The sequence below is a fragment of the Arthrobacter sp. Z4-13 genome (assembly GCF_054792705.1).
Window position 1 is genome coordinate 1,245,224 of the sequence record NZ_CP096459.1, and the last position, 19,219, is coordinate 1,264,442.

Consider the following 19,219-nt stretch of genomic DNA (forward strand, 5'->3'; position numbering starts at 1 on the left):
CCGGTAAGTCTCCCATCAGCGAGCGGGGCGTGAATGCCTATGGATCTACTACCGGGTTTCGATGGGCTCAACCGCAGGGATTCCAGGTGCTGTCCTACCGGGTTCCGGCACGAAATGGATTCGGCCGCCATCAGCGGGTGACGCCGTTGTCACCTGCTGATGGCGGCCGAAGTTTTGGAGCACAGCTGCAGCGCCTGCCCAAGAGGCAAAGCCCTGGGCAGAGCCACCCGATCTACATGGGGAGAATCAGATCGTGACAGCTCCGTTGGAGGTCTCGAACGTCACCGAAAGGATCCCGGGGGTCCCGTGCGGTGCCACCCACTCCACGGCTACGTCTTCGAGCGGCTTCTCCACCGGCTCACCCAGCCATTCGGTGACGCGTGCAGCGGACCCGGCAATGGTCAGGCAGCTCATCTTGACGTTGCTGTCGTAGGCGTGGGACGGGTGCAGGGATGGGTCGCCCTCCCACTTGAGCATGTACGGAACCTGCGGGTCGGCAATCAGACCCAAGATGCCAATCTGCTTCCAGACCAGTTCCCGGCCATCAGGAAACTTGCGGTTCCCGTTGACCGAGGAGCGTCCGAGCCGCTCTTCGAAGGGGACCAGGTCGTCAACCTCGACGCACCAGCCCATCCAGCCGCCGCCGGCTGCAGACCGTGCACGCACTGCCTGCCCGAAGGGAGCCTTGTCAGAGGCGGGGTGGTCCAGCACCTCCACCACTTCGAGGTACTTGTGTCCCGCAAGCGGGATGATCATATTCCGGGTTCCGAACCGCGGGTGTACCCCGCCCTTCACTGCCTCAACGCCGAGGGCAGAGGAGATACGTTCGGTGGTGGCAGCCAGGCCATCGTGTTCACAGGCGTAAGAGACGTGATCCATGCGCATGGCAACATCTTGGCACTTTGTGATCGGGCTCTCAGCTAAGGCAAGCCTTACTAGGATTTCCGTGTCGAATCGGCATAAAAACCAGGGTCCGTGCAGGGCCGTCATGAGGACTATCTTCGTCATAATCCTGTCCAGCACCGCGTGCACGTTCCTACACTGAGCTCAGGTCATGAGTGCCAGCGCCAAGCCCCGGCTCGCTGGCCGGCAACCCTCCATCCGCGGTGGGGTGCCCCGGGTGAGGACCTGGCTGTCCGGCAACGGCCGGATGGCAAGCGCGGCCCGCAGTGCTCCCAGCATGCCGGGCCCATGTCAAAGGAGCCTTAGTTGTCCAACGGATGGTCTTTCGAAACCCGCCAGATCCACGCAGGTCAAGAGCCGGACGGCGCCACGGGCGCCCGTGCACTTCCCATTTACCAAACCACATCCTTTGTGTTCCCCAGCGCTGAAAGCGCCGCCAACCGCTTTGCCCTGGCCGAGCTGGCGCCCATCTACACCAGGATCGGCAACCCTACCCAGGAGGCGGTGGAGCAGCGGATCGCCAGCCTGGAGGGCGGTCTGGGAGCCCTGCTGCTCAGCTCCGGCCAGGCCGCTGAGACCTTCGCCGTCCTGAACATTGCCGAGGCAGGGGACCACATCGTGGCCAGCCCCAGCCTCTACGGCGGCACCTACAACCTCTTCGCCCACACGCTGAAGAAGTTCGGGATTTCCGTCACGTTTGTGGCGGACCCGGACAACCTGGAGCAGTGGCGCGCCGCAGTGCAGCCCAACACCAAGCTCTTCTTTGGCGAGGTGGTCTCCAATCCGCGGCAGGACGTCCTGGACATCGAAGGCGTGTCCCAGGTGGCGCACGACGCCGGCGTTCCCCTGATCGTTGACAACACCCTGTCCACCCCGTACCTGATCCGGCCGCTGGAATGGGGAGCGGACATTGTGGTGCATTCGGCCACCAAGTATCTGGGCGGCCATGGCTCCGCGATCGCCGGCGTGATCGTCGATTCGGGAAAGTTCGACTTTGGCAAGGATCCCGCAAAGTTCCCCGGCTTCAACACCCCGGACCCTACCTACAACGGCCTGGTGTACGCCCGCGACCTCGGTGCCGATGGAGCCCTGGGTGCCAACCTTTCCTACATCCTCAAGGCCCGGGTGCAGCTGCTGCGCGACCTTGGCTCGGCAGTATCGCCCTTCAACGCCTTCCTCATCGCCCAAGGACTGGAGACGCTGAGCCTGCGGGTGGAGCGGCACGTCGCCAACGCCCTGGAAGTGGCGCAGTGGCTGGAAGCGCGTGACGACGTCGAGTCCGTCGCCTATGCGGGGCTGCCCTCCAGCCCCTGGTACGAGCGGGGCCGCAAGTACGGGCCCAAGGGTACCGGCGCCATCGTGTCGTTCAACCTCGCCGGCGGCGCGGAGGCCGGCAAGCGTTTCGTGGACGCCCTGGAGCTGCACTCCCACGTCGCGAACATCGGCGACGTCCGTTCCCTGGTGATCCATCCGGCGTCGACCACCCACAGCCAGCTCTCGCCGGAGCAGCAGGAAGTTGCCGGCGTGACACCCGGACTGGTGCGGCTGTCGGTGGGCATCGAGCACATCGATGACATCCTCGCGGACCTTGAAGCGGGTTTCAGGGCGGCCAAGGGCGCCAGCGGCGCCTGATCCACGGGCACAAGCCGGTGGCAAGCCGGGATGTCACAACCGTTCACACTCTTGGCGGCAGGCAGGGGCTGTTTCGTACACTCGATGCAGGTCATGAGTGCCAGTGACAGCCCCGGCTTGCTGGCCGGCAACCCTCCTTCCGCGGTGGGGTGCCCCGGGTGAAGACCTGGCCTGCCGGTCAAACGACGGCGGGCAAGCGCGTAGAAGAGGTCTTGCCATGACGGTTACCGTCGCCCGTACAACCGTCCCCGAACACGGGATCGTCCGCTATGCCTCCATCGGAGGACTACATTTGGAGGCCGGCGGGTACCTGCCGGGCGTCACCTTGGCCTACGAAACCTGGGGCACGCTCAACGAGGACGGCAGCAACGCCGTCCTGATCGAGCACGCGCTCACGGGCAGCACGCACGTGACCCGGGGCGACACGGAGGAGCCCGGCTGGTGGGAACAACTCGCGGGGCCCGGCGCGCCGGTGGATACCACTCGTTTCTTCGTGGTCTCCATCAACATTGTGGGCGGCTGCTACGGGTCAACCGGGCCGTCGTCGACCGCTCCGGACGGAAAGCCTTGGGGCTCGCGTTTTCCGTTGGTAACCCTGCGGGACAGCACCATGGCCGAGGCCCGGCTGGCCGATCAGCTCGGGATCGGAAGCTGGTTCGCCGTGCTGGGCGGATCCATGGGCGGGGCCCGCGCGCTCGAATGGGCGGTCACGTTTCCGGAACGGGTGCAGCGCTGCGCCGTAATTTCCGTGGGAGCCGCGAGTACCGCAGAGCAAATTGCCTTCGCGCAGGCACAGACGCTCGCCATCCGGCAGGACGCCAACTTCAACGGCGGTGACTACTACGGCGGTCCATCGCCGGAGGAGGGTCTGGCCCTTGCCCGGCGTATCGCCCACATCACGTACCGCTCCCCGATGGAACTGGACGGACGCTTTGGCCGCGCGCCGCAGGCCCCCGAATCTCCGCTCCAGGGCGAACAGCTCGGAGCCCGCGGTCGCTACCAGGTGGAAAGCTACCTGGACCACCAAGGCACCAAGCTGGTCCACCGGTTCGATGCCAACAGCTATATCGCCATCACCGAGGCGCTCATGAGCCACGACATCTGCCGGGGACGCGGCTCCCTCGTTCAGACACTATCCAGTTCCAGTGCGCGCTTTTTTGTTGCCGCTGTTAACTCAGACCGGCTCTACTTTCCGTCTCAGTCGCGGGAGCTGGCCCTGGCTCTCCCCGGGGAGGTAGACGTCCACCTCATCGAAGCACCGATCGGGCACGATGGCTTCCTTACCGAGATCGGCCAGCTGGGAAACCAGCTGCGGGAGCACCTCTCGGAGTAAACACCACACCCACGTGCCACGCATTGTGCATAAACGCAGATGCGCTCTGCATGATTCGGCGTTGAGCTGCGCGTCCGGGCAGACCATACTCGTTGGGACCCGGCGGTTCGTGACCAAAAACACACGCACCCGCCATAGCCTGTCCCAGTGGTGTCGAAGACGACGCCGAAGGAGTTCACTAATGAGTACGGAACGCTCCGCCGCACAGCGGCCAGAGGAAACCGATGTCAAGGCCTCAGGCCTAAGGAAAGTCGTCACGGCCTCCATGGCCGGCACCGTCGTTGAGTGGTATGAGTTTTTCCTCTACGCCTCCGCCGCCACCCTGGTGTTCGGCAAGATGTTCTTCCCCAACTCAGGGACCGAACTGGATGGCATCATCGCCGCCTTCGTCACATACGCCGTAGGCTTCGTGGCCCGCCCGATCGGCGGCATAGTCTTTGGCCACTTCGGTGACAAGTTCGGCCGCAAGCAGTTGCTGCAGCTGAGCATCGTCCTGGTGGGCGTCTCCACCTTCCTCATGGGATGCCTGCCCACCTTCGCCCAGATCGGCTACTGGGCTCCGGCCCTCCTGGTATTCCTGCGCTTCGTCCAGGGCTTCGCCGTCGGCGGTGAATGGGGCGGCGCCGTGCTGCTCGTTGCCGAGCACAGCCCGAACAAGTCCCGCGGATTCTGGTCCAGCTGGCCCCAGTCCGCCGTTCCGATGGGTAACCTTTTGGCCACCGGCGTGCTGTTTACCCTGTCGTCCACGCTCTCCCAGGAAGCATTCCTCGGCTGGGGCTGGCGCGTCGCCTTCTGGCTGTCCGCCGTGATCGTGATCGTTGGCTACTACATCCGCACCAAGGTCCAGGACGCCCCGATCTTCATTGAGGCCCGCAAGGAAGTCACCGTCGAAAAGAAGGGCTACGGCGTCGCCGAAGTCTTCCGCCGCTACCCCCGCGGCGTCTTCACCGCCATGGGCCTGCGCTTTGCCGAGAACATCCTCTACTACCTCGTTGTGACGTTCTCGATCACTTACCTGAAGGTCGTTGTCCAGACCGACACCTCCCGCATCCTCCTGCTTCTGCTCGTGGCACACTTCATCCACTTCTGCGCTGTCCCGCTCGTCGGCAAGATGTCGGACGCGTTCGGCCGCCGGCCGGTCTATATGGCGGGCGCCATCCTCGGCGGAACATGGGGCTTCTTCGCCTTCCCCATGATGGATACCGCCAACGACATCATCATCCTGGCCGCCATCACCATCGGCCTGCTGTTCCACGCGCTGATGTACGCCGGACAGCCGTCCATCATGGCCGAGATGTTCCCCACCCGCATGCGCTACTCCGGCGTTTCCCTGGGCTACCAGGTGACCTCCATCGTCGCCGGTTCGCTGGCACCGATCATCGCCACTGCACTCCTGAGCAACTTCAAGTCCTCCACGCCGGTGGCGCTGTACTTGCTCGGAGCCTGCATCGTTACCGCAATCTCCGTGTTTTTCCTCAAGGAGACCCGCGGAATCTCCCTCCACGACGTGGACGCAGCCGACGCCAAGGGCACCGCCGAGCTGCTCGCGGCCGGCAAGAAATAGGCGCCCGCAGCAAAGTAACCACACAGCACACCGGCTGCCCGGAGACCCGCGACCACGCAGGCCCGGGCAGTCGGGCGTCAGCACCTTCGACGAAGTCAGGATGTCCCATGAAAGCAGCCGTCCTTTACTCCATGGTCCCGCCCGGAACCAGCTACACCGAAGCACATCCCCTTCGGGTCGAGCAGCTTGACCGGCCGGAACCCCGCGCCGGGGAGGTGGGCATCGCCATCACCTACTCAAGCCTGTGCCACTCGGACCTGTCCGTGGTGGACGGCTCCCGCGTCAGGCCCCTTCCCATGGCGCTGGGACATGAGGCCGTAGGACGGGTCGCCGCGGTGGGTGAAGGCGTCAAGGATGTTTCCCCCGGGGACCATGTGGTCCTCGTCTTCGTCCCCAGTTGTGGTGCCTGCCGCGCGTGCCAGGCGGGCCGCCCCGCGCTCTGCCACCGTGCGGCCGAAGTCAACGGGTCAGGGGACCTTCTGCACGGCGAGGCCCTGCTGAGGACGGCTGCGGGGGAGCGGATCAACCACCATCTGGGGGTCTCGGCGTTCGCCGATTACGCCGTGGTGGCCCGGGAATCAGTGGTGATTATCGACGACGACGTCCCGGACACCGTCGCGGCAATGTTCGGTTGTGCCGTGCTTACCGGGATGGGAGCAGTGTTCAACACGGCCGCTGTCCAGCCCGGCCAGTCCGTGGCTGTTTTCGGACTAGGTGCCGTGGGACTCTCGGCCGTTATGGCCGCGGCACTCGCCGGCGCCTCATCCGTGATCGCCATCGATCCCAATGCGGGCAAGCATGTGCTCGCCCAAAAGTGCGGGGCAACTGCCGTGGGGACCCCGGAAGAGGCGTCGCGTCTGGTTGCCGAGGCTGCCGGTGACGGCGTGGACATCGCCATCGAAGCTGTGGGGTCAGCGCGGGTCATTGCCGCATGCCTCGAGCATGTGACCCGCGGCGGTGCCGTTGTCTCGGTAGGGCTGCCGCACCCAACCGCAGAATTGACAGTGCCCGCGCTTCAGTTCGCCGGGGCGGGCAAGCGGCTGCTGGGCTCGTACATGGGCGACGCCGTTCCAGTCCGGGACATTCCGTTGTACCTCGGGTATTGGCGGGAAGGGAGGCTTCCCGTTGAGCTGCTGCACACCGACACCCGGCCGCTGGAGGAAATCAACGAAGGCCTCGACGCGCTCGCCGCCGGGCACGTGGTGAGGCGGCTCTTCCAGGCCTGAATGACCCGCAGGTTTGAAGCGGACCCGCAGGTTTGAAGGCACTGCAGGTTTGAAACGAAATTGCAGGCCTAAATTCGATCCGGTGCCCGGGCCCTATGCTGCCAGCAGATCCTGCCGTTCCGCCACTTCTTCCTGCAGCGCGGCGATCACGGCCTGCACCCGGGAGGAGCGCAGCGATTCCGGGCGTGCCACCGCCCAGATGGGCACCTGCCGCTGGAAGGCGTCGGGGAGCACCGGAACGAACTCCGGATCCCGCGCCACCATAAAGTTGGGAAGCAGCCCGATGCCTGCGCCGCGGCGCACCGCCTCGACCTGGGCAAAGATGCTGGTGGCCTGGAAGCTGGACTTCGGCATCGGCAGCTGCGAGGACCGGTGGCCCAGTTCGGCAACCTGGAGTGCGGACTCGACGTAAGAGACGAAGCCGTGCTGCCTCACGCCGTCGGGCGCTTCCGGCAGGCCCCGCCGGGCTGCGTAATCGCGGCTGGCATAGAGCCGGAGGAAGTAGTTGGTCAGGAAGATGGCCTGCGCGTTGCTCACGTCCGTGCGGCCCACCACCACCTCAAGGTCCACGCCGGAGCGGTTCTGGCTGACCTTGCGCGTGGCGCTGAGCATCTCCACATTGAGCATGGTATGCCGCTGCTGGAGGCGGACCAGCGCAGGCGTTACGAATTCTGCGCCGAAACCGTCTGAGGTGCTGATGCGCACCATGCCGGACAACGCGTCCCGGTCCTGGCCCGTGACCGCGGCCAAGGACCCGAGCGTTTCCTCGATCCTTTCCGCGGCGTCGACGGCCGAAGCCCCCAGCTCGGTCAATTCCCAGCCGTGCGGGCTGCGCTCCAGGGTGCGGCCGCCCAGTTGCTTGTCGAGGGCGAGGATCCGGCGCGAGATGGTGGTGTGCGTGGTGCCCAGCGTTTCGGCCACGGCGTTGAAACGACCCAGCCGGGCCACGGTCAACAAAATCAGCAAGTCGTCAGGACTCGGAAGCCGCGCCACCTGAGTGCCTTTCATCTGTGTGCATCAGTGCACATACGGTCTGTGTTTTTTCCCCTTGATTGCACTGTAGCAGGGTGTGATGGTTGACACAGACCTTCCGGCCGCCCTCGGCCGGAGACACAGCAAAGGAGCTCGGCCATGGCAGTAGTCGGTTGGATCGGTTTGGGGAACATGGGCGGTTCCATGTCCGGAAACCTCGCAAAGGCGGGCCACGACGTCCGGGGATTCGACCTTAACCCCGCCGCTCTCGCCGCAGCCGAGGCCGGCGGGGTAAAGCCGGTGGGAAGCATCGCCGAGGCCGTGGCGGGCGCCGACGTCGTGTTCACCATGCTTCCAAAGGGCGAGCATGCGCGAGCCGTCTACCTGGGCGGGGACGGGGTGCTGGCGCATGCCGATACGCGCACCCTCCTGGTCGATTCCTCCACCATCGATATCGCCGCCGCGAAGGAACTGCACGACGCCGCTGCTGCCGCCGGCTTCCGCTTCGTCGATGCCCCTGTCTCGGGTGGGATGAGCGGTGCCAAGGCGGGAACGCTCACGTTTATGGTGGGCGGTGAAACGGGCGCCGTGGCCGACGCCACTGGCTACATCGAGCCAATGGCAGCCAATATCATCCCCACCGGTGGAGCCACCACCGGCCAGGCGGCCAAGATCTGTAACAACCTGATGCTCCTGATCAACTTGGCCTCCACCGCCGAGGGCTCAGTGCTGGCGGACCGGCTCGGCCTCGACAAGAAGGTGTTTTGGGACATCGCCTCCGTCTCCTCCGGGGACAGCTGGGCCCTGCGCACCTGGTACCCCGTTCCCGGCGTTGTCCCCACCGCAGCATCCAACAACGACTTCGCTCCCACGTTTACTGCCGAGCTGGCGAACAAGGACATCGGCCTGGCCATCAGCGCTGCGGAGGATACCGGCACCCCGCTCGAAATCGGTAAGCACGTTCAGCAGCTGTACCAGCGCCTCATCGATGCGGGCGAGTCCGGCAAGGACTGCTCCATGATCATCAAACTCGTTGATGGCTCCCTGGATTCAAAGTAGAAAAGAGACACCCGTGCAAACCATTCCGCATTACATCAACGGCAGCCGAGTCACCGATGCAGAACGCTTCGGCCCCGTCTTCAACCCCGCCACCGGAGAGCAGGAAAAGCAGGTGGCGCTGGCTTCTGCGGCCCGGGTGGAGGAAGCCATCGCCGCCGCCAAGGCCGCGCTGCCTGCCTGGCGGGCAACGAGCCTGGCCAAGCGGACCAACATCTTCTTCCGCGTCCGCGAACTACTGACCCAGCGAAAGGCCGAACTGGCGGCCATCCTAACCAGCGAGCACGGCAAGGTACTCTCCGACGCCGAAGGGGAGATCTCCCGCGGCCTCGAGAACATCGAGTTCGCCACAGGGCTGTCCCACATGCTTAAGGGCGAACGCTCCGAACAGGTCTCCAATGGCGTGGACGTCCACTCCGTCCGGCAGCCGGTGGGCGTGGTGGCCTGCATCACGCCATTCAACTTTCCGGCCATGGTGCCGCTGTGGATGATCGGCAGTGCCCTGGCCTGCGGCAACACCGTCCTCCTGAAGCCCAGTGAAAAGGACCCGTCCTCAGCCGTGTTCATCGCGGAAGTCTTCGCGGAAGCGGGACTGCCGGCCGGTGTGCTGAACGTGGTCCAAGGCGACAAGGAAGCGGTGGACGTCCTGCTCGAACACCCTGACGTTAAGGCCGTCAGCTTCGTGGGCTCAACGCCCATCGCACAGTCGATCTACAAGCGGGCAGCGGACCACGGCAAGCGGGTCCAGGCCCTGGGCGGGGCAAAGAACCACATGGTGGTCCTTCCCGACGCGGACCTTGACATGGCGGCGGACGCCGCCATTTCGGCTGCCTACGGCTCCGCGGGTGAGCGCTGCATGGCGGTCAGCGTGCTCGTCGCCGTCGGCAATATCGCCGATGACCTTGTGGCGGCCATCCAGAGCCGGATGGGTACGTTGAAAATCGGCCCGGGCACCGATCCGGCATCACAGATGGGCCCGCTGATCACCGCCGAACACCGCGACAAGGTGGCCTCCTATGTGGCAGGTGCCGAGAACGAAGGTGCCACCGTAGTTGTTGACGGCCGCTCGCAGCAGTTCGATTCAACCGGATTCTTCATCGGAGTCAGCCTGGTGGACCACGTCAAGCCGGGCATGAAGGTCTACGACGACGAAATCTTCGGCCCCGTCCTGTCCGTGGTCCGGGTGGATACCTACAGCGATGCAGTCCGCCTGGTCAACGACAACGAGTTCGGCAATGGGGTGGCCATCTTCACCCGCGACGGCGGCGCCGCCCGGCAGTTCGAGTTCGACGTTGAGGCGGGCATGGTGGGTGTCAACGTGCCCATCCCGGTGCCGGTTGGCACCTTCTCCTTCGGCGGCTGGAAGAACTCCCTGTTTGGCGACACGCACATGTACGGGCCGGACAGCATCCGGTTCTATACGCGGGGCAAAGTGGTCACCACCCGGTGGCCGGACCCGGCAACGTCCGTCATCGACTTGGGCTTTCCGCAGGTGGACTGACGCAGGCTAACCGTTCATGATCTCGCCGCGGCGGGTCATGTACTCCTCAACGGACAGTTCGCCATTGCTGTATTGCTCATCCAGTTCGGCAAGCTTGCGTGCGCGGTAGCCCTGCGGGGCCGACGGCGGCGGGGGAGTCGCAGGTGCCGCGGGCTGCTGCGGGGCTTGCTGGGGTTGTCCCTGCAAGTGCTGGCCCGGCTGCGGCTGCCCGTACGGCGGGAACTGCTGGTCCATCGGGGGAACCGGCTGGATGGGCGGCAGCGGCTGGGGCCGGTCCAGCTCGCGGAATCCGCCGCTGAAGTAGTCCTGCTGGGTGAAGCCGTCCCGGGGCTGTTTGTTCTGCGGGCCGGCTGATCCCGGGAATTGCCCTCCGTCGGGGAACTGCTCGGGGTACCGCCCCGAAAAGCTCTGCTCGTGGTTCCTGCGGGCGACAGACTTCCGGTACATCCGCATGGCCATCGGGATCAGGAATGACAAAATGATGATCCAGAAAAACAAGTTGCTCACGGTGCCGTGCCTCTCATGTGTGTCCTTCCAGCTTAGCCCCGGACTGCACCCGAACGGCGGGGAGTCCGGTGAATACGCCGGACCGGTGCACTGCTTCCTGCAATGCCGCGGCCAGCGGCGAACCTGGCCGGTCTGCGCTATGCGGCAACCGGATATCCAGTTCGCACCGGCCGGGAAGCAGCGTGTGCCGCCAGGACCCGCTCCGCCACGGCTCCGCACCGGGGCGCCGCTCACCAGGACGCCGCTGATTTCTGCGTGCATGATCAGGTAGGCAAGCTCCAGGCCCTTCGCCGCGAACCCGGCGTTCCGCAGCCGTTCCGCGAGACCTTCCCGGGTCAGGTGGCTTCCGCCCGCGACGGCCCGGGCCAGCACGTCCGCGCTTCGGGCGGCGGCAGCCGCGTCGATGCCGGTGCAGCGGTACGTGAAGGCATTGGCCTGCTCGAGCCGTGGTGCGGAGAGTGCACGAAGCCAGCGGAGATCGTCCCGGTGGACGAAATGCCAGGTGGGCCGGAGGATGTGGGTGCGCAGGATCCGGCCATCGGCCACGGCCCGCTCGACATCCAGGGCCGTAACGGGCGCATCCGCATCGAGCCGCCTGGTTCCTGAAACCTTGCAGGCAGCTAGCGCCGGGCAGCCTCGCTGGTCCCCAACGGACCCTCGCCGGATCCCAGCGGAACGCCCGGACCAAAGACGGGACCCGGCGTCGGACGTTTGGCAGTGATTCCGTCGCCGGAGGACTGGTGGCGCAGGCGGCGCAGCACCCAAGGCACAAAGTACTCGCGTGCCCACACCAGGTCACCGGAGCGCGCCTCGCGCCAGGTGCGTGAAGGCACGGGTTTGGGCTGCAGCGGTTCCAGCGTGTGCTCTACGTTGAGTGAGTCCAGCACCATGGCCGCGATGGTGTGGTGGCCCAGCGGGGAGAAATGCAGGCGGTCCTGGTCCCACATCTGCGGATCGCTGAGCTGGCGCAGGGACCACATGTCGGCGATGACGGCATCGTGCCGGGCGGCCACGGTACGCAGGTTCTCGTTGTAGATGGCCACCTTGCTGCGGATCCTGCCCAGGACAGACGAGCCGGTGTCCGGGCCGTTAAAGAGGACCACGGTGGCGCCGCCCATGGCCAGGATCTGGACCACGGAATCGAGTTTCTCGGCCAAGGCGTCGGGATCCCCGCCGGGACGGAGGAGGTCATTGCCGCCGGCCGAGAGGGTGACAAGGTCCGGTTTCAGCGCCAGGCAGGGGGCGAGTTGCCGGTCCACAATCTGCTGCAGCAACCGTCCACGGACGGCAAGGTTGGCATAGGCGAAGTCGGGCTGCGTGCGGCCCAGTTCCTCCGCCACCCGGTCTGCCCAGCCGCGGTAGCCGCCGGGGCTTAAGGGCTCGGGATCGCCGATGCCCTCGGTGAAGGAATCGCCCATTGCCACGTAGCGGGTCCAGGGGTGGGATCCGGCGTGGGCGGTGGGGGTTCGAATGGCACTCGTGTCAGTCACGGTCCTATCCTGCCTTCCGCTTCGCTGGCTACGCGAACGTAGGTTGTTACCTATCGGTAGCTGTAACAATGGAAACCATGATTGAAGCCGAAGTATTTCCTGCCCCTGTTGTTTTGTGGTCCCACCCGGAGGACCAGCGCGACGGCAAGCCGCTGCTGGTCCTGTTGCATGGCTATGGCGCCAACGAACAGGACCTGCTCAGTCTGGCTGACCTGCTGCCGGGGGACTTCGCCGTCGCCTCCGTCCGGGCGCCCATCGCCATGGGCCCGGGCTTCACCTGGTTCCCGCTCACGGCATCCATCGACTACTCCCTGGAGCGGGTCAAGGCGGCTTCGTCCTTTGTGCTGGACTGGATCGACACCATCAAGGTGGGGCACCCCTCGGTGACACTGCTCGGCTTCTCCATGGGAATGGCCATGGCCACCACGCTCCTGCGGCAACGGCCCACCGACTTCGCGGCCGTCGTCGGGCTCTCGGGCTTTGTGGTGGACGCAGGCGACGATCCCAGCTTCAAGGACTCCGAACTGGACGGTACTGTTCCCATGTTCTGGGGCCGGGACCAGCAGGATCCGGTGATCACCCCGGACAAGATCGACTACACCATGGGCTGGGTCCGCCAGCACGTCAAGCTCACCAAGGTGCTCTACACGGGCATGTGGCACGGCATCAACCAGCAGGAGATCGGCCACGTGGGCGAGTTCCTTACCCACGAGGTCCTCAAGAAGTAGGCGGACGACGGCGGGCGCCGGCCTCGGAGATCAGCCCGCCTTCGGGGCCACCACCCGGACGGTCTGCCCGTTGACCGTGACAGTGTCCCCGTGGTGCAGTTGGCGGCCGCGGCGGTCGTCAATCTCGCCATTGACCTTGACGAGCCCGTTCTTGATGAGGTCCGCCGCCTCCACGCCGTCCTCCACCAGGCTGGCGAGCTTGAGGAGCTGGCCGAGGCGGATCATGCTGTCGCGGATGGGGATGTCTTCAACGGGGTTGCTCATGAAGCAATAATGCCTGACGTAAGGTGGATTCAGTGACTTCCACCTCCCGCCTGCCGCTGCTTGCAGGCCTTCCGTTGGCGGTGGGAGCAGGCCTGGCCATTCCCCTTCAGGGCCGCATCAACGGCGCCCTGGGTGCACGGCTGAACGACGGTATCGCCGCGTCCGTAGTGAGTTTCAGCACAGGACTCGTGGTGATGATCCTGATCTCGCTGCTCCTTCCGCGCGGCCGGGCCGGGCTGGCGCGGATCCTGCCAGCCGTCCGCAGCAGGGCCTTTCCCCGCGTCTATGTACTCGCCGGCGGCATCGGGGCGCTGTTCGTCTTTGCCCAGTCCTTCACGGTGGGCATCCTGGGTGTTGCCCTCTTCACCGTTGCCACAGTCACCGGCCAGACCGTCAGCGGGTTGCTTGTGGACAGGCTGGGCATCGGGCCGGCAGGCCGGAAGCCCGTCACCGCGATCCGGGTCATCGGCTGCCTGCTGACCATCGCTGCCGTCGCCTGGGCAGTTTCGCCCCGGTTCACCGGAACCACCGGGGGAGCGTCCGACGGCGGCCCTGCCTCTTTGGTACTTCCCCTCCTTCTGCCCGTCCTCGCCGGGTTCCTGATGAGCTTCCAGCAGGCTATGAACGGTACGGCCACAGCCCATTACGGGACGCCGATCGCCGCCACCCTGGTCAACTTCGTGGCCGGTTCGGTGGTCCTCTGGACGGCGTACGCCATCAAGGTGGCCATCGCCGGGCAAGGCAACCCGCTGCCGGGGGAGTGGTGGTACTACGTTGGCGGCCCCATGGGGTGCGTGTTCATCGGCCTGGGCGCGCTGCTGGTCCGCAGCCTCGGCGTCCTGGTCACAGGGCTGGGCATGATCGCCGGCCAGCTGCTCGGCTCGCTCGCCCTCGACGTGATCCTGCCGGCACCGGGAGCCGTGGTTGCACCGGCAACAGTGCTCGGCACCATCCTCACGCTGGCGGCCATCATCCTGGCAACCCTGCCTTGGCCGCGGGGCGCGCTCCGGACCGGGCACCGGTAGGCTGGGACACGCAGCTTTTTGCATCTTTCCTTCATCCGCCCCCGTGGCAGCCAGCGGTCACGCGCCGCCGGTTTGGCCGGGGCCTGAAAACCGCGGACCGCACCCAGCGGCCCTGTAGAAATTGGAGTTTCCCCATGGCAGCAAAATCCGTTCTCGACCAGGTCATTTCCCTCTCCAAGCGGAGGGGCTTTGTGTTCCAGGCCGGTGAGATCTACGGAGGTTCGCGTTCTGCCTGGGACTACGGGCCCCTCGGCGCCGAACTGAAGGAAAACATCAAGCGCCAGTGGTGGCAGTCCATGGTCCGCGGCCGCGAGGACGTGGTGGGCCTGGACTCCTCCGTCATCCTGCCGCGCCAGGTATGGGAAGCCTCCGGCCACGTGGAGGTGTTCTCCGATCCCTTGGTGGAGTGCCTCTCCTGCCACAAGCGTTACCGTGCCGACCACCTCGAGGAAGAGTACGAGGAAAAGAAGGGCCGCCCCGCCGAAAACGGCCTGAAGGACATCGCCTGCGCCAACTGCGGCACCCGCGGCGAATGGACCGAACCCCAGGAATTCAGCGGCCTCCTGAAGACCTTCCTTGGTCCGGTGGCCAGCGAGGAAGGCATGCACTACCTGCGCCCGGAAACGGCCCAGGGCATCTTCGTGAACTTCAACAACGTGCTCACCACCTCGCGCAAGAAGCCGCCCTTCGGCATCGGCCAGATCGGAAAGTCCTTCCGCAACGAGATCACTCCGGGCAACTTCATCTTCCGCACCCGCGAGTTCGAGCAGATGGAGATGGAGTTCTTCGTGGAGCCCGGCACCGATGAGGACTGGCACCAGTACTGGATGAAGGAGCGCATGTCCTGGTACACCGGCCTGGGCATCCGCGAGGAAAACCTCCGCTTCTTCGAGCACCCGCAGGAAAAGCTGAGCCACTACTCCAAGGGCACCACGGACATCGAGTACCGCTTCGGTTTCCAGGGCTCGGAATGGGGCGAGCTGGAAGGCATCGCCAACCGCACCGACTTCGACCTCTCCACCCACGCCAAGGCCTCCGGCACCGACCTGAGCTACTTCAACCAGGCCACCAACGAGCGCTACACCCCGTATGTGATCGAGCCCGCCGCCGGCCTCACCCGTTCCTTTATGGCGTTCCTGGTGGACGCCTACACCGAGGACGAGGCTCCAAACGCCAAGGGCGGCGTTGACGTCCGCACCGTCCTGAAGCTTGACCCGCGCCTGGCCCCGGTCAAGGCCGCCGTACTGCCGCTGAGCCGCAACGAGGACCTGTCCCCGAAGGCCAAGGACCTCGGCGCGCAGCTGCGGAAGAACTGGAACATCGACTTCGACGACGCCGGTGCCATCGGCCGCCGCTACCGGCGCCAGGACGAAATTGGTACACCGTTCTGCATCACCGTGGACTTCGACACCCTCGAAGACCAGGCCGTAACCATCCGTGAGCGGGACACCATGAGCCAGGAACGCGTGTCCCTGGACAAGGTGGAGGGCTACCTGGCCGCACGCCTGATCGGCGCCTAGCCGTGGCCATCGAATACCGCGAATGGCGTGAGGGCGATGACCTGGCCCTCCTGGAAATCTGGGGCGGCCCCGAAACCCACCAGGCCCGGCAGTTCCGGGGCGCCTTGGCGCCTTCTTCTGACGGCGCCGGCTCGCCGTGGCGGCGCTGCATCGTGGCAGAGGACGTGATCGACGGCGTGGGCATTCCGGTCGCGGCGGGCGTTGTGTACGAAGCCTCCCTGCACCCTGAGCGGCTGTGGACCTACATCGAGGTGGCACGCGATCACCGGCGCTCGGGTATCGGCGCGACGCTCCTGACCATGCTGCGGCGCGAAGCCGGGCAGTCGCCGTCGGGCGTGTCCAGGCTCCGCGCGAAGGTGGAGCCTGGCACCCCGGGTGCCGCCTTCGCTGAGCACTTCGGCCTTTCACCCATCCAGCGTTCCCGGCTGGTGGTAGTGGAGCCGGGTGCCCTCCGGCTTCCCGTGTTCCCGGCCAAGGACAACGACGGCGGTCCGGCCAACGATGAGAACGCGGGTTCCGACGTCGTGATGGACCTGGCCACCGGCTCCGTGGAACTGACGGACGTGGTGGGCCGCTACTACACGGCCATCCACGGCTGGGATTCCCCCGGAGTGCTGTCCGTGGGCCAGGTGCAGAAGCTGTTCCTGGACGACCTCACCGGTGCGCACGGCGCGATTGTGCTGCGTGCCCAGCCCGAGTCCGCTTTCGGTTCGGGGGTGGCACCGAGCAAAAAGGGCCGGATCCGTGCCTTTGCCGTCAGTTACGCGGCGCCGGCCCACGGTCCGGAGCAGGACGCGGGCCAGGACGGTCAGGAAGCACCTACGGACGTGTTCCTTGGCCACGAACCGGCGCTTGCCGCCGATGACGCCGCCGAAGCCGTCCGCGACATGCTCGCTCTGATCGCGTACCAGCACCCGGTAATGCTGGAACTGGACGATTCCATGACCGCCCTCCGCGCCGCCGTCGAGCCCCTGCTGGACAGCGGCAAGGCGCGTCTCTCCGCTCCGGAAACCCTGGTCGTCTCGGACTGAGCAGCGCCCACAACCCCGCTTCGCCGACTCGGTAGCGCCAAGTGTGTTTTGAGCCTCAAAACACACTTGGCGCTACCTGCTTGGGCTGGGGGATGTAGTGGGCAGGCAGTCACAGGGTCACCTGAACCGCCGATGCCGGCAGCAGCTGGTCAAAGCCCCGCGGCAGGGCAACGTCAACCCCGGTTGACTCCTGCAGGGCCTTCAGGACAAAACCGGTGGAAAGCGTATGCCACAGCCGGATCTTTCGGAACATAAAGTGCCCGACGCCTTTCAGAGCGACGTACTGCATGGACTCAGCGTCTGCTGCGGCGCGGCGGGCAAACGCGAGCGACGCCGATGGGCTGGTCCACCTGTCGATGGTGCCGTGGACAATCAGCACCTTCCGGCCGGCCACTGCGGAGACCGGAGTCCCGGGGCTTAGCCATGGCGCCAGTGCCACAACAGCTTCCACCTGGACGTGGTCCGCAGCGCAGACCGCGGTCAGGCCGCCCATCGAATGCCCCACCAGGAACACCGGAACGCCAGGGTGCTGGCTGCTGATCTGTTCTAGGGCCCACCGCGCATCCTGCAGCGGCGTCATATCGGCCCCGTTCCAGCCGCGCACGCTGTTTCGCAGGGACCACACCGCAAGTCCGTTCTTTCTGCCGGCCCGGTGCAGGTGCCTTGCGAAGGGGACCATCCTCGCGGGGCTCAGGTGCCGGGCCTCCACCGGCTCGCGGCTGTGGGATTTTCCACCGTGCAGCACCAGGGCAATGCCCAGGGTGGGCCCGGACGAGGGAAGCACGCTAAGCACGGCCTCGTGGGCGCTTTCGGCAGCCGTTGCGGCGGCGTCAGACCTGCCGTTTTCCTCAGTGCTGCCGTTGGCCACGCCCGGTTCCTCCCAGTTCTGACGATCCATTTATCAACCCTATGGCGCCGGACGTAGAGTTCAACGTATGAGGTTTTACTGCTGATGGGGTCCGGTCACTCCCACGCTTCCACAGGCCATTCGGAGCCGACGCCGCAGGCGATGGCCGCCCGCCGGAAGGCAAACCGCATCCTCGCGGCGGTGCTGATTCCCCTGACGCTCCTGACCCTGGCCGGTATGGCAATGCTGTGGCCCTCCGGGAGCAAGGAGGGAGTCTCCCTGGCCAACCCGTACTCCGCCGCGCCCGGTGTCACGTTCGACACCGGCACCATCCAAAGCGTGGTCGCCGAAAACTGCATGCAGGGCGTGGCCCAGCAGGGTCAAGGCCAGCAGGGGCCGGGCGAACAAGGCCAAAGCCAGCAGGGCCAAACCCAGCAGGGATCCGACTGCACCTTTGCCTTCACGGAACCGGATAAGGGCGGAAGCCCGGTCAAGGTGGTGATCAACCCGGACGTCGCGAAGTCGCACGGGGTCAAACCCGGTGACCAGATCCGGTACCTGAACCTGTCCAACGCCCAGGGCGCCTCAGCATCCCAGGGTTCGCCGGCCTTTATTTTCGTGGACTTCGTCCGGACCCTGCCGATAGTCCTGCTCGCACTGGTCTATGCCGCAGTGGTCATCGCGGTGGCCCGCTGGCGGGGTCTTCGGGCACTGATCGGACTTGTTGGCGCCTACTTCGTGCTGGCCAGCTTTATGCTTCCCGGCCTGGTGGAAGGCAAACCGCCGCTGCTGCTGGCGCTGGTGGGATCAACGGTGATTATGATCGGGGTGCTGTACTTCGCCCACGGCTTCTCTGCCCGGACGTCAACCGCGCTTTTGGGCACCATGTTCGGGCTGGGGATCACGGCGCTCCTGGCCGCCTGGGCCACCGGCGCCGCGAACCTCGCCGGAGTGGGCAACCACGAGGCAACCACCCTGGTGAATACATCGGCCAACATCTCCATCTCGGGCGTGATCCTCTGCGGGCTCATCATCTCGGGGCTGGGTGTCCTGAACGATGTGACCATCACACAGTCCTCCGCGGTGTGGGAGCTGTACGAACTGGCACCCGGAAGCAGCGCCCGGAAGCTGTTCACTTCCGCGATGCGCATCGGCCGCGACCACATCGCCTCCACCGTCTACACCATCGCGTTCGCGTACGCGGGCGCCGCGCTGCCGATCCTCATCATCGTGATGCTCTACGACCGCCCGCTCGCGGACACCCTCACGAGCGCGGAGCTGTCCGAAGAGGTCATCAGGACCCTGGTCGGTTCCATCGGCCTGGTCCTGGCGATCCCGGTCACCACCCTGATTGCCGTGCTGGTAGTTAAGGCCACGGGTTCAAGGACAACGGAGCTTCCAGGCTCCGGCGGCCGGCAAACGGAAACAGACCATGGTGAGGGCGCGGTGACCCCGGCGGCTGCCGGGGCAACAACACGACCAGTCGTCAACCCGGATGATGTTACCGATACAGGTACGCTCGCCGCCGCCGCCCTGCAGACCCGCCGCGGGCGGAGAGCAGCGGAGCGGGACTGACAGGGGTGGTGTCCGGGGCAGAGACCCGCGGGCCCATCGATTTGC

Annotated in this window: 17 protein-coding genes, 1 pseudogene and 2 riboswitches; of the genes and pseudogenes, 11 read left to right on the forward strand and 7 right to left on the reverse strand. The window is 65.7% G+C overall.

What is annotated here, in order from left to right; all coding sequences use genetic code 11:
• Window positions 1-246: 246 nt before the first annotated feature.
• The gene (locus M1E07_RS07505) at window positions 247-885 is read right to left on the reverse strand and encodes a VOC family protein (protein ID WP_461189625.1); all 639 of its coding nucleotides are present in this window, start codon (window positions 883-885) and stop codon (window positions 247-249) included.
• A 165-nt stretch (window positions 886-1,050) separates the two neighbouring features.
• Window positions 1,051-1,166: riboswitch (SAM riboswitch) on the forward strand.
• Between the two features lie 43 nt (window positions 1,167-1,209).
• Between M1E07_RS07505 and M1E07_RS07510 the strand changes: the two genes are divergently transcribed.
• The 4 genes from M1E07_RS07510 to M1E07_RS07525 all read left to right on the forward strand — a co-directional run bounded on the left by M1E07_RS07510 (window position 1,210) and on the right by M1E07_RS07525 (window position 6,658).
• Window positions 1,210-2,535 carry a bifunctional o-acetylhomoserine/o-acetylserine sulfhydrylase gene (locus tag M1E07_RS07510; protein WP_461189626.1) on the forward strand — a complete coding sequence of 442 codons (1,326 nt, stop codon included), beginning with the start codon at window positions 1,210-1,212 and terminating at the stop codon, window positions 2,533-2,535.
• Window positions 2,536-2,624: 89 nt separating this feature from the next.
• Window positions 2,625-2,740, forward strand: a riboswitch (SAM riboswitch).
• Window positions 2,741-2,752: 12 nt separating this feature from the next.
• On the forward strand, window positions 2,753-3,868 hold the full coding sequence (gene metX / locus M1E07_RS07515; RefSeq protein WP_461189627.1) for a homoserine O-acetyltransferase MetX: 1,116 nt from the start codon (window positions 2,753-2,755) through the stop codon (window positions 3,866-3,868).
• 181 nt (window positions 3,869-4,049) lie between these two features.
• Window positions 4,050-5,432 carry an MFS transporter gene (locus M1E07_RS07520; protein ID WP_461189628.1) on the forward strand — a complete coding sequence of 461 codons (1,383 nt, stop codon included), beginning with the start codon at window positions 4,050-4,052 and terminating at the stop codon, window positions 5,430-5,432.
• 107 nt (window positions 5,433-5,539) lie between these two features.
• Entirely contained in the window at window positions 5,540-6,658 is a 1,119-nt protein-coding gene (locus M1E07_RS07525) for a zinc-dependent alcohol dehydrogenase family protein (RefSeq protein ID WP_461189629.1), read from the forward strand.
• A gap of 93 nt (window positions 6,659-6,751) precedes the next feature.
• On the opposite strand, the gene M1E07_RS07530 is transcribed toward M1E07_RS07525, so the two are convergent.
• Entirely contained in the window at window positions 6,752-7,624 is an 873-nt protein-coding gene (locus M1E07_RS07530) for a LysR family transcriptional regulator (protein WP_461189630.1), read from the reverse strand.
• Between the two features lie 165 nt (window positions 7,625-7,789).
• Between M1E07_RS07530 and mmsB the strand changes: the two genes are divergently transcribed.
• The gene (mmsB, locus tag M1E07_RS07535; protein WP_461189631.1) at window positions 7,790-8,689 is read left to right on the forward strand and encodes a 3-hydroxyisobutyrate dehydrogenase; all 900 of its coding nucleotides are present in this window, start codon (window positions 7,790-7,792) and stop codon (window positions 8,687-8,689) included.
• A 13-nt stretch (window positions 8,690-8,702) separates the two neighbouring features.
• On the forward strand, window positions 8,703-10,187 hold the full coding sequence (locus M1E07_RS07540; protein WP_461189632.1) for a CoA-acylating methylmalonate-semialdehyde dehydrogenase: 1,485 nt from the start codon (window positions 8,703-8,705) through the stop codon (window positions 10,185-10,187).
• Window positions 10,188-10,193: 6 nt separating this feature from the next.
• On the opposite strand, the gene M1E07_RS07545 is transcribed toward M1E07_RS07540, so the two are convergent.
• The 3 genes and pseudogenes from M1E07_RS07545 to M1E07_RS07555 form a co-directional block, all read right to left on the reverse strand.
• On the reverse strand, window positions 10,194-10,694 hold the full coding sequence (locus M1E07_RS07545; protein ID WP_461190350.1) for a hypothetical protein: 501 nt from the start codon (window positions 10,692-10,694) through the stop codon (window positions 10,194-10,196).
• Window positions 10,695-10,844: 150 nt separating this feature from the next.
• Window positions 10,845-11,240: pseudogene (locus M1E07_RS07550) on the reverse strand (DNA glycosylase AlkZ-like family protein); the annotation flags it as partial.
• A gap of 74 nt (window positions 11,241-11,314) precedes the next feature.
• Window positions 11,315-12,184, reverse strand: coding sequence for an SGNH/GDSL hydrolase family protein (locus tag M1E07_RS07555; protein WP_461189633.1), 870 nt, complete (start codon window positions 12,182-12,184; stop codon window positions 11,315-11,317).
• Window positions 12,185-12,261: 77 nt separating this feature from the next.
• Between M1E07_RS07555 and M1E07_RS07560 the strand changes: the two genes are divergently transcribed.
• Complete coding sequence (locus tag M1E07_RS07560) at window positions 12,262-12,912, forward strand: alpha/beta hydrolase (RefSeq protein ID WP_461189634.1); 651 nt, start codon at window positions 12,262-12,264, stop codon at window positions 12,910-12,912.
• A 30-nt stretch (window positions 12,913-12,942) separates the two neighbouring features.
• Here the strand turns inward: M1E07_RS07560 and M1E07_RS07565 are convergent, their stop codons facing one another.
• Window positions 12,943-13,176 (reverse strand): RNA-binding S4 domain-containing protein, encoded by a 234-nt coding sequence (locus tag M1E07_RS07565; protein WP_461189635.1) that lies wholly within the window; start codon window positions 13,174-13,176, stop codon window positions 12,943-12,945.
• Window positions 13,177-13,208: 32 nt separating this feature from the next.
• On the opposite strand from M1E07_RS07565, the gene M1E07_RS07570 reads away from it, so the two are divergent.
• The 3 genes from M1E07_RS07570 to M1E07_RS07580 all read left to right on the forward strand — a co-directional run bounded on the left by M1E07_RS07570 (window position 13,209) and on the right by M1E07_RS07580 (window position 16,752).
• Window positions 13,209-14,201 carry a DMT family transporter gene (locus M1E07_RS07570; RefSeq protein ID WP_461189636.1) on the forward strand — a complete coding sequence of 331 codons (993 nt, stop codon included), beginning with the start codon at window positions 13,209-13,211 and terminating at the stop codon, window positions 14,199-14,201.
• Between the two features lie 134 nt (window positions 14,202-14,335).
• The gene (locus tag M1E07_RS07575) at window positions 14,336-15,721 is read left to right on the forward strand and encodes a glycine--tRNA ligase (protein WP_461189637.1); all 1,386 of its coding nucleotides are present in this window, start codon (window positions 14,336-14,338) and stop codon (window positions 15,719-15,721) included.
• Window positions 15,722-15,723: 2 nt separating this feature from the next.
• Window positions 15,724-16,752 (forward strand): GNAT family N-acetyltransferase, encoded by a 1,029-nt coding sequence (locus tag M1E07_RS07580; protein ID WP_461189638.1) that lies wholly within the window; start codon window positions 15,724-15,726, stop codon window positions 16,750-16,752.
• Window positions 16,753-16,861: 109 nt separating this feature from the next.
• Here M1E07_RS07580 and M1E07_RS07585 read toward each other — a convergent pair whose 3' ends face one another.
• Window positions 16,862-17,650, reverse strand: a complete 789-nt coding sequence (locus M1E07_RS07585) for an alpha/beta hydrolase (RefSeq protein WP_461189639.1) — start codon at window positions 17,648-17,650, stop codon at window positions 16,862-16,864.
• 54 nt (window positions 17,651-17,704) lie between these two features.
• Here M1E07_RS07585 and M1E07_RS07590 point away from each other — a divergent pair, with 54 nt between their 5' ends.
• Window positions 17,705-19,174 carry a YibE/F family protein gene (locus M1E07_RS07590; protein ID WP_461189640.1) on the forward strand — a complete coding sequence of 490 codons (1,470 nt, stop codon included), beginning with the start codon at window positions 17,705-17,707 and terminating at the stop codon, window positions 19,172-19,174.
• The last annotated feature ends 45 nt before the right edge of the window (window positions 19,175-19,219 follow it).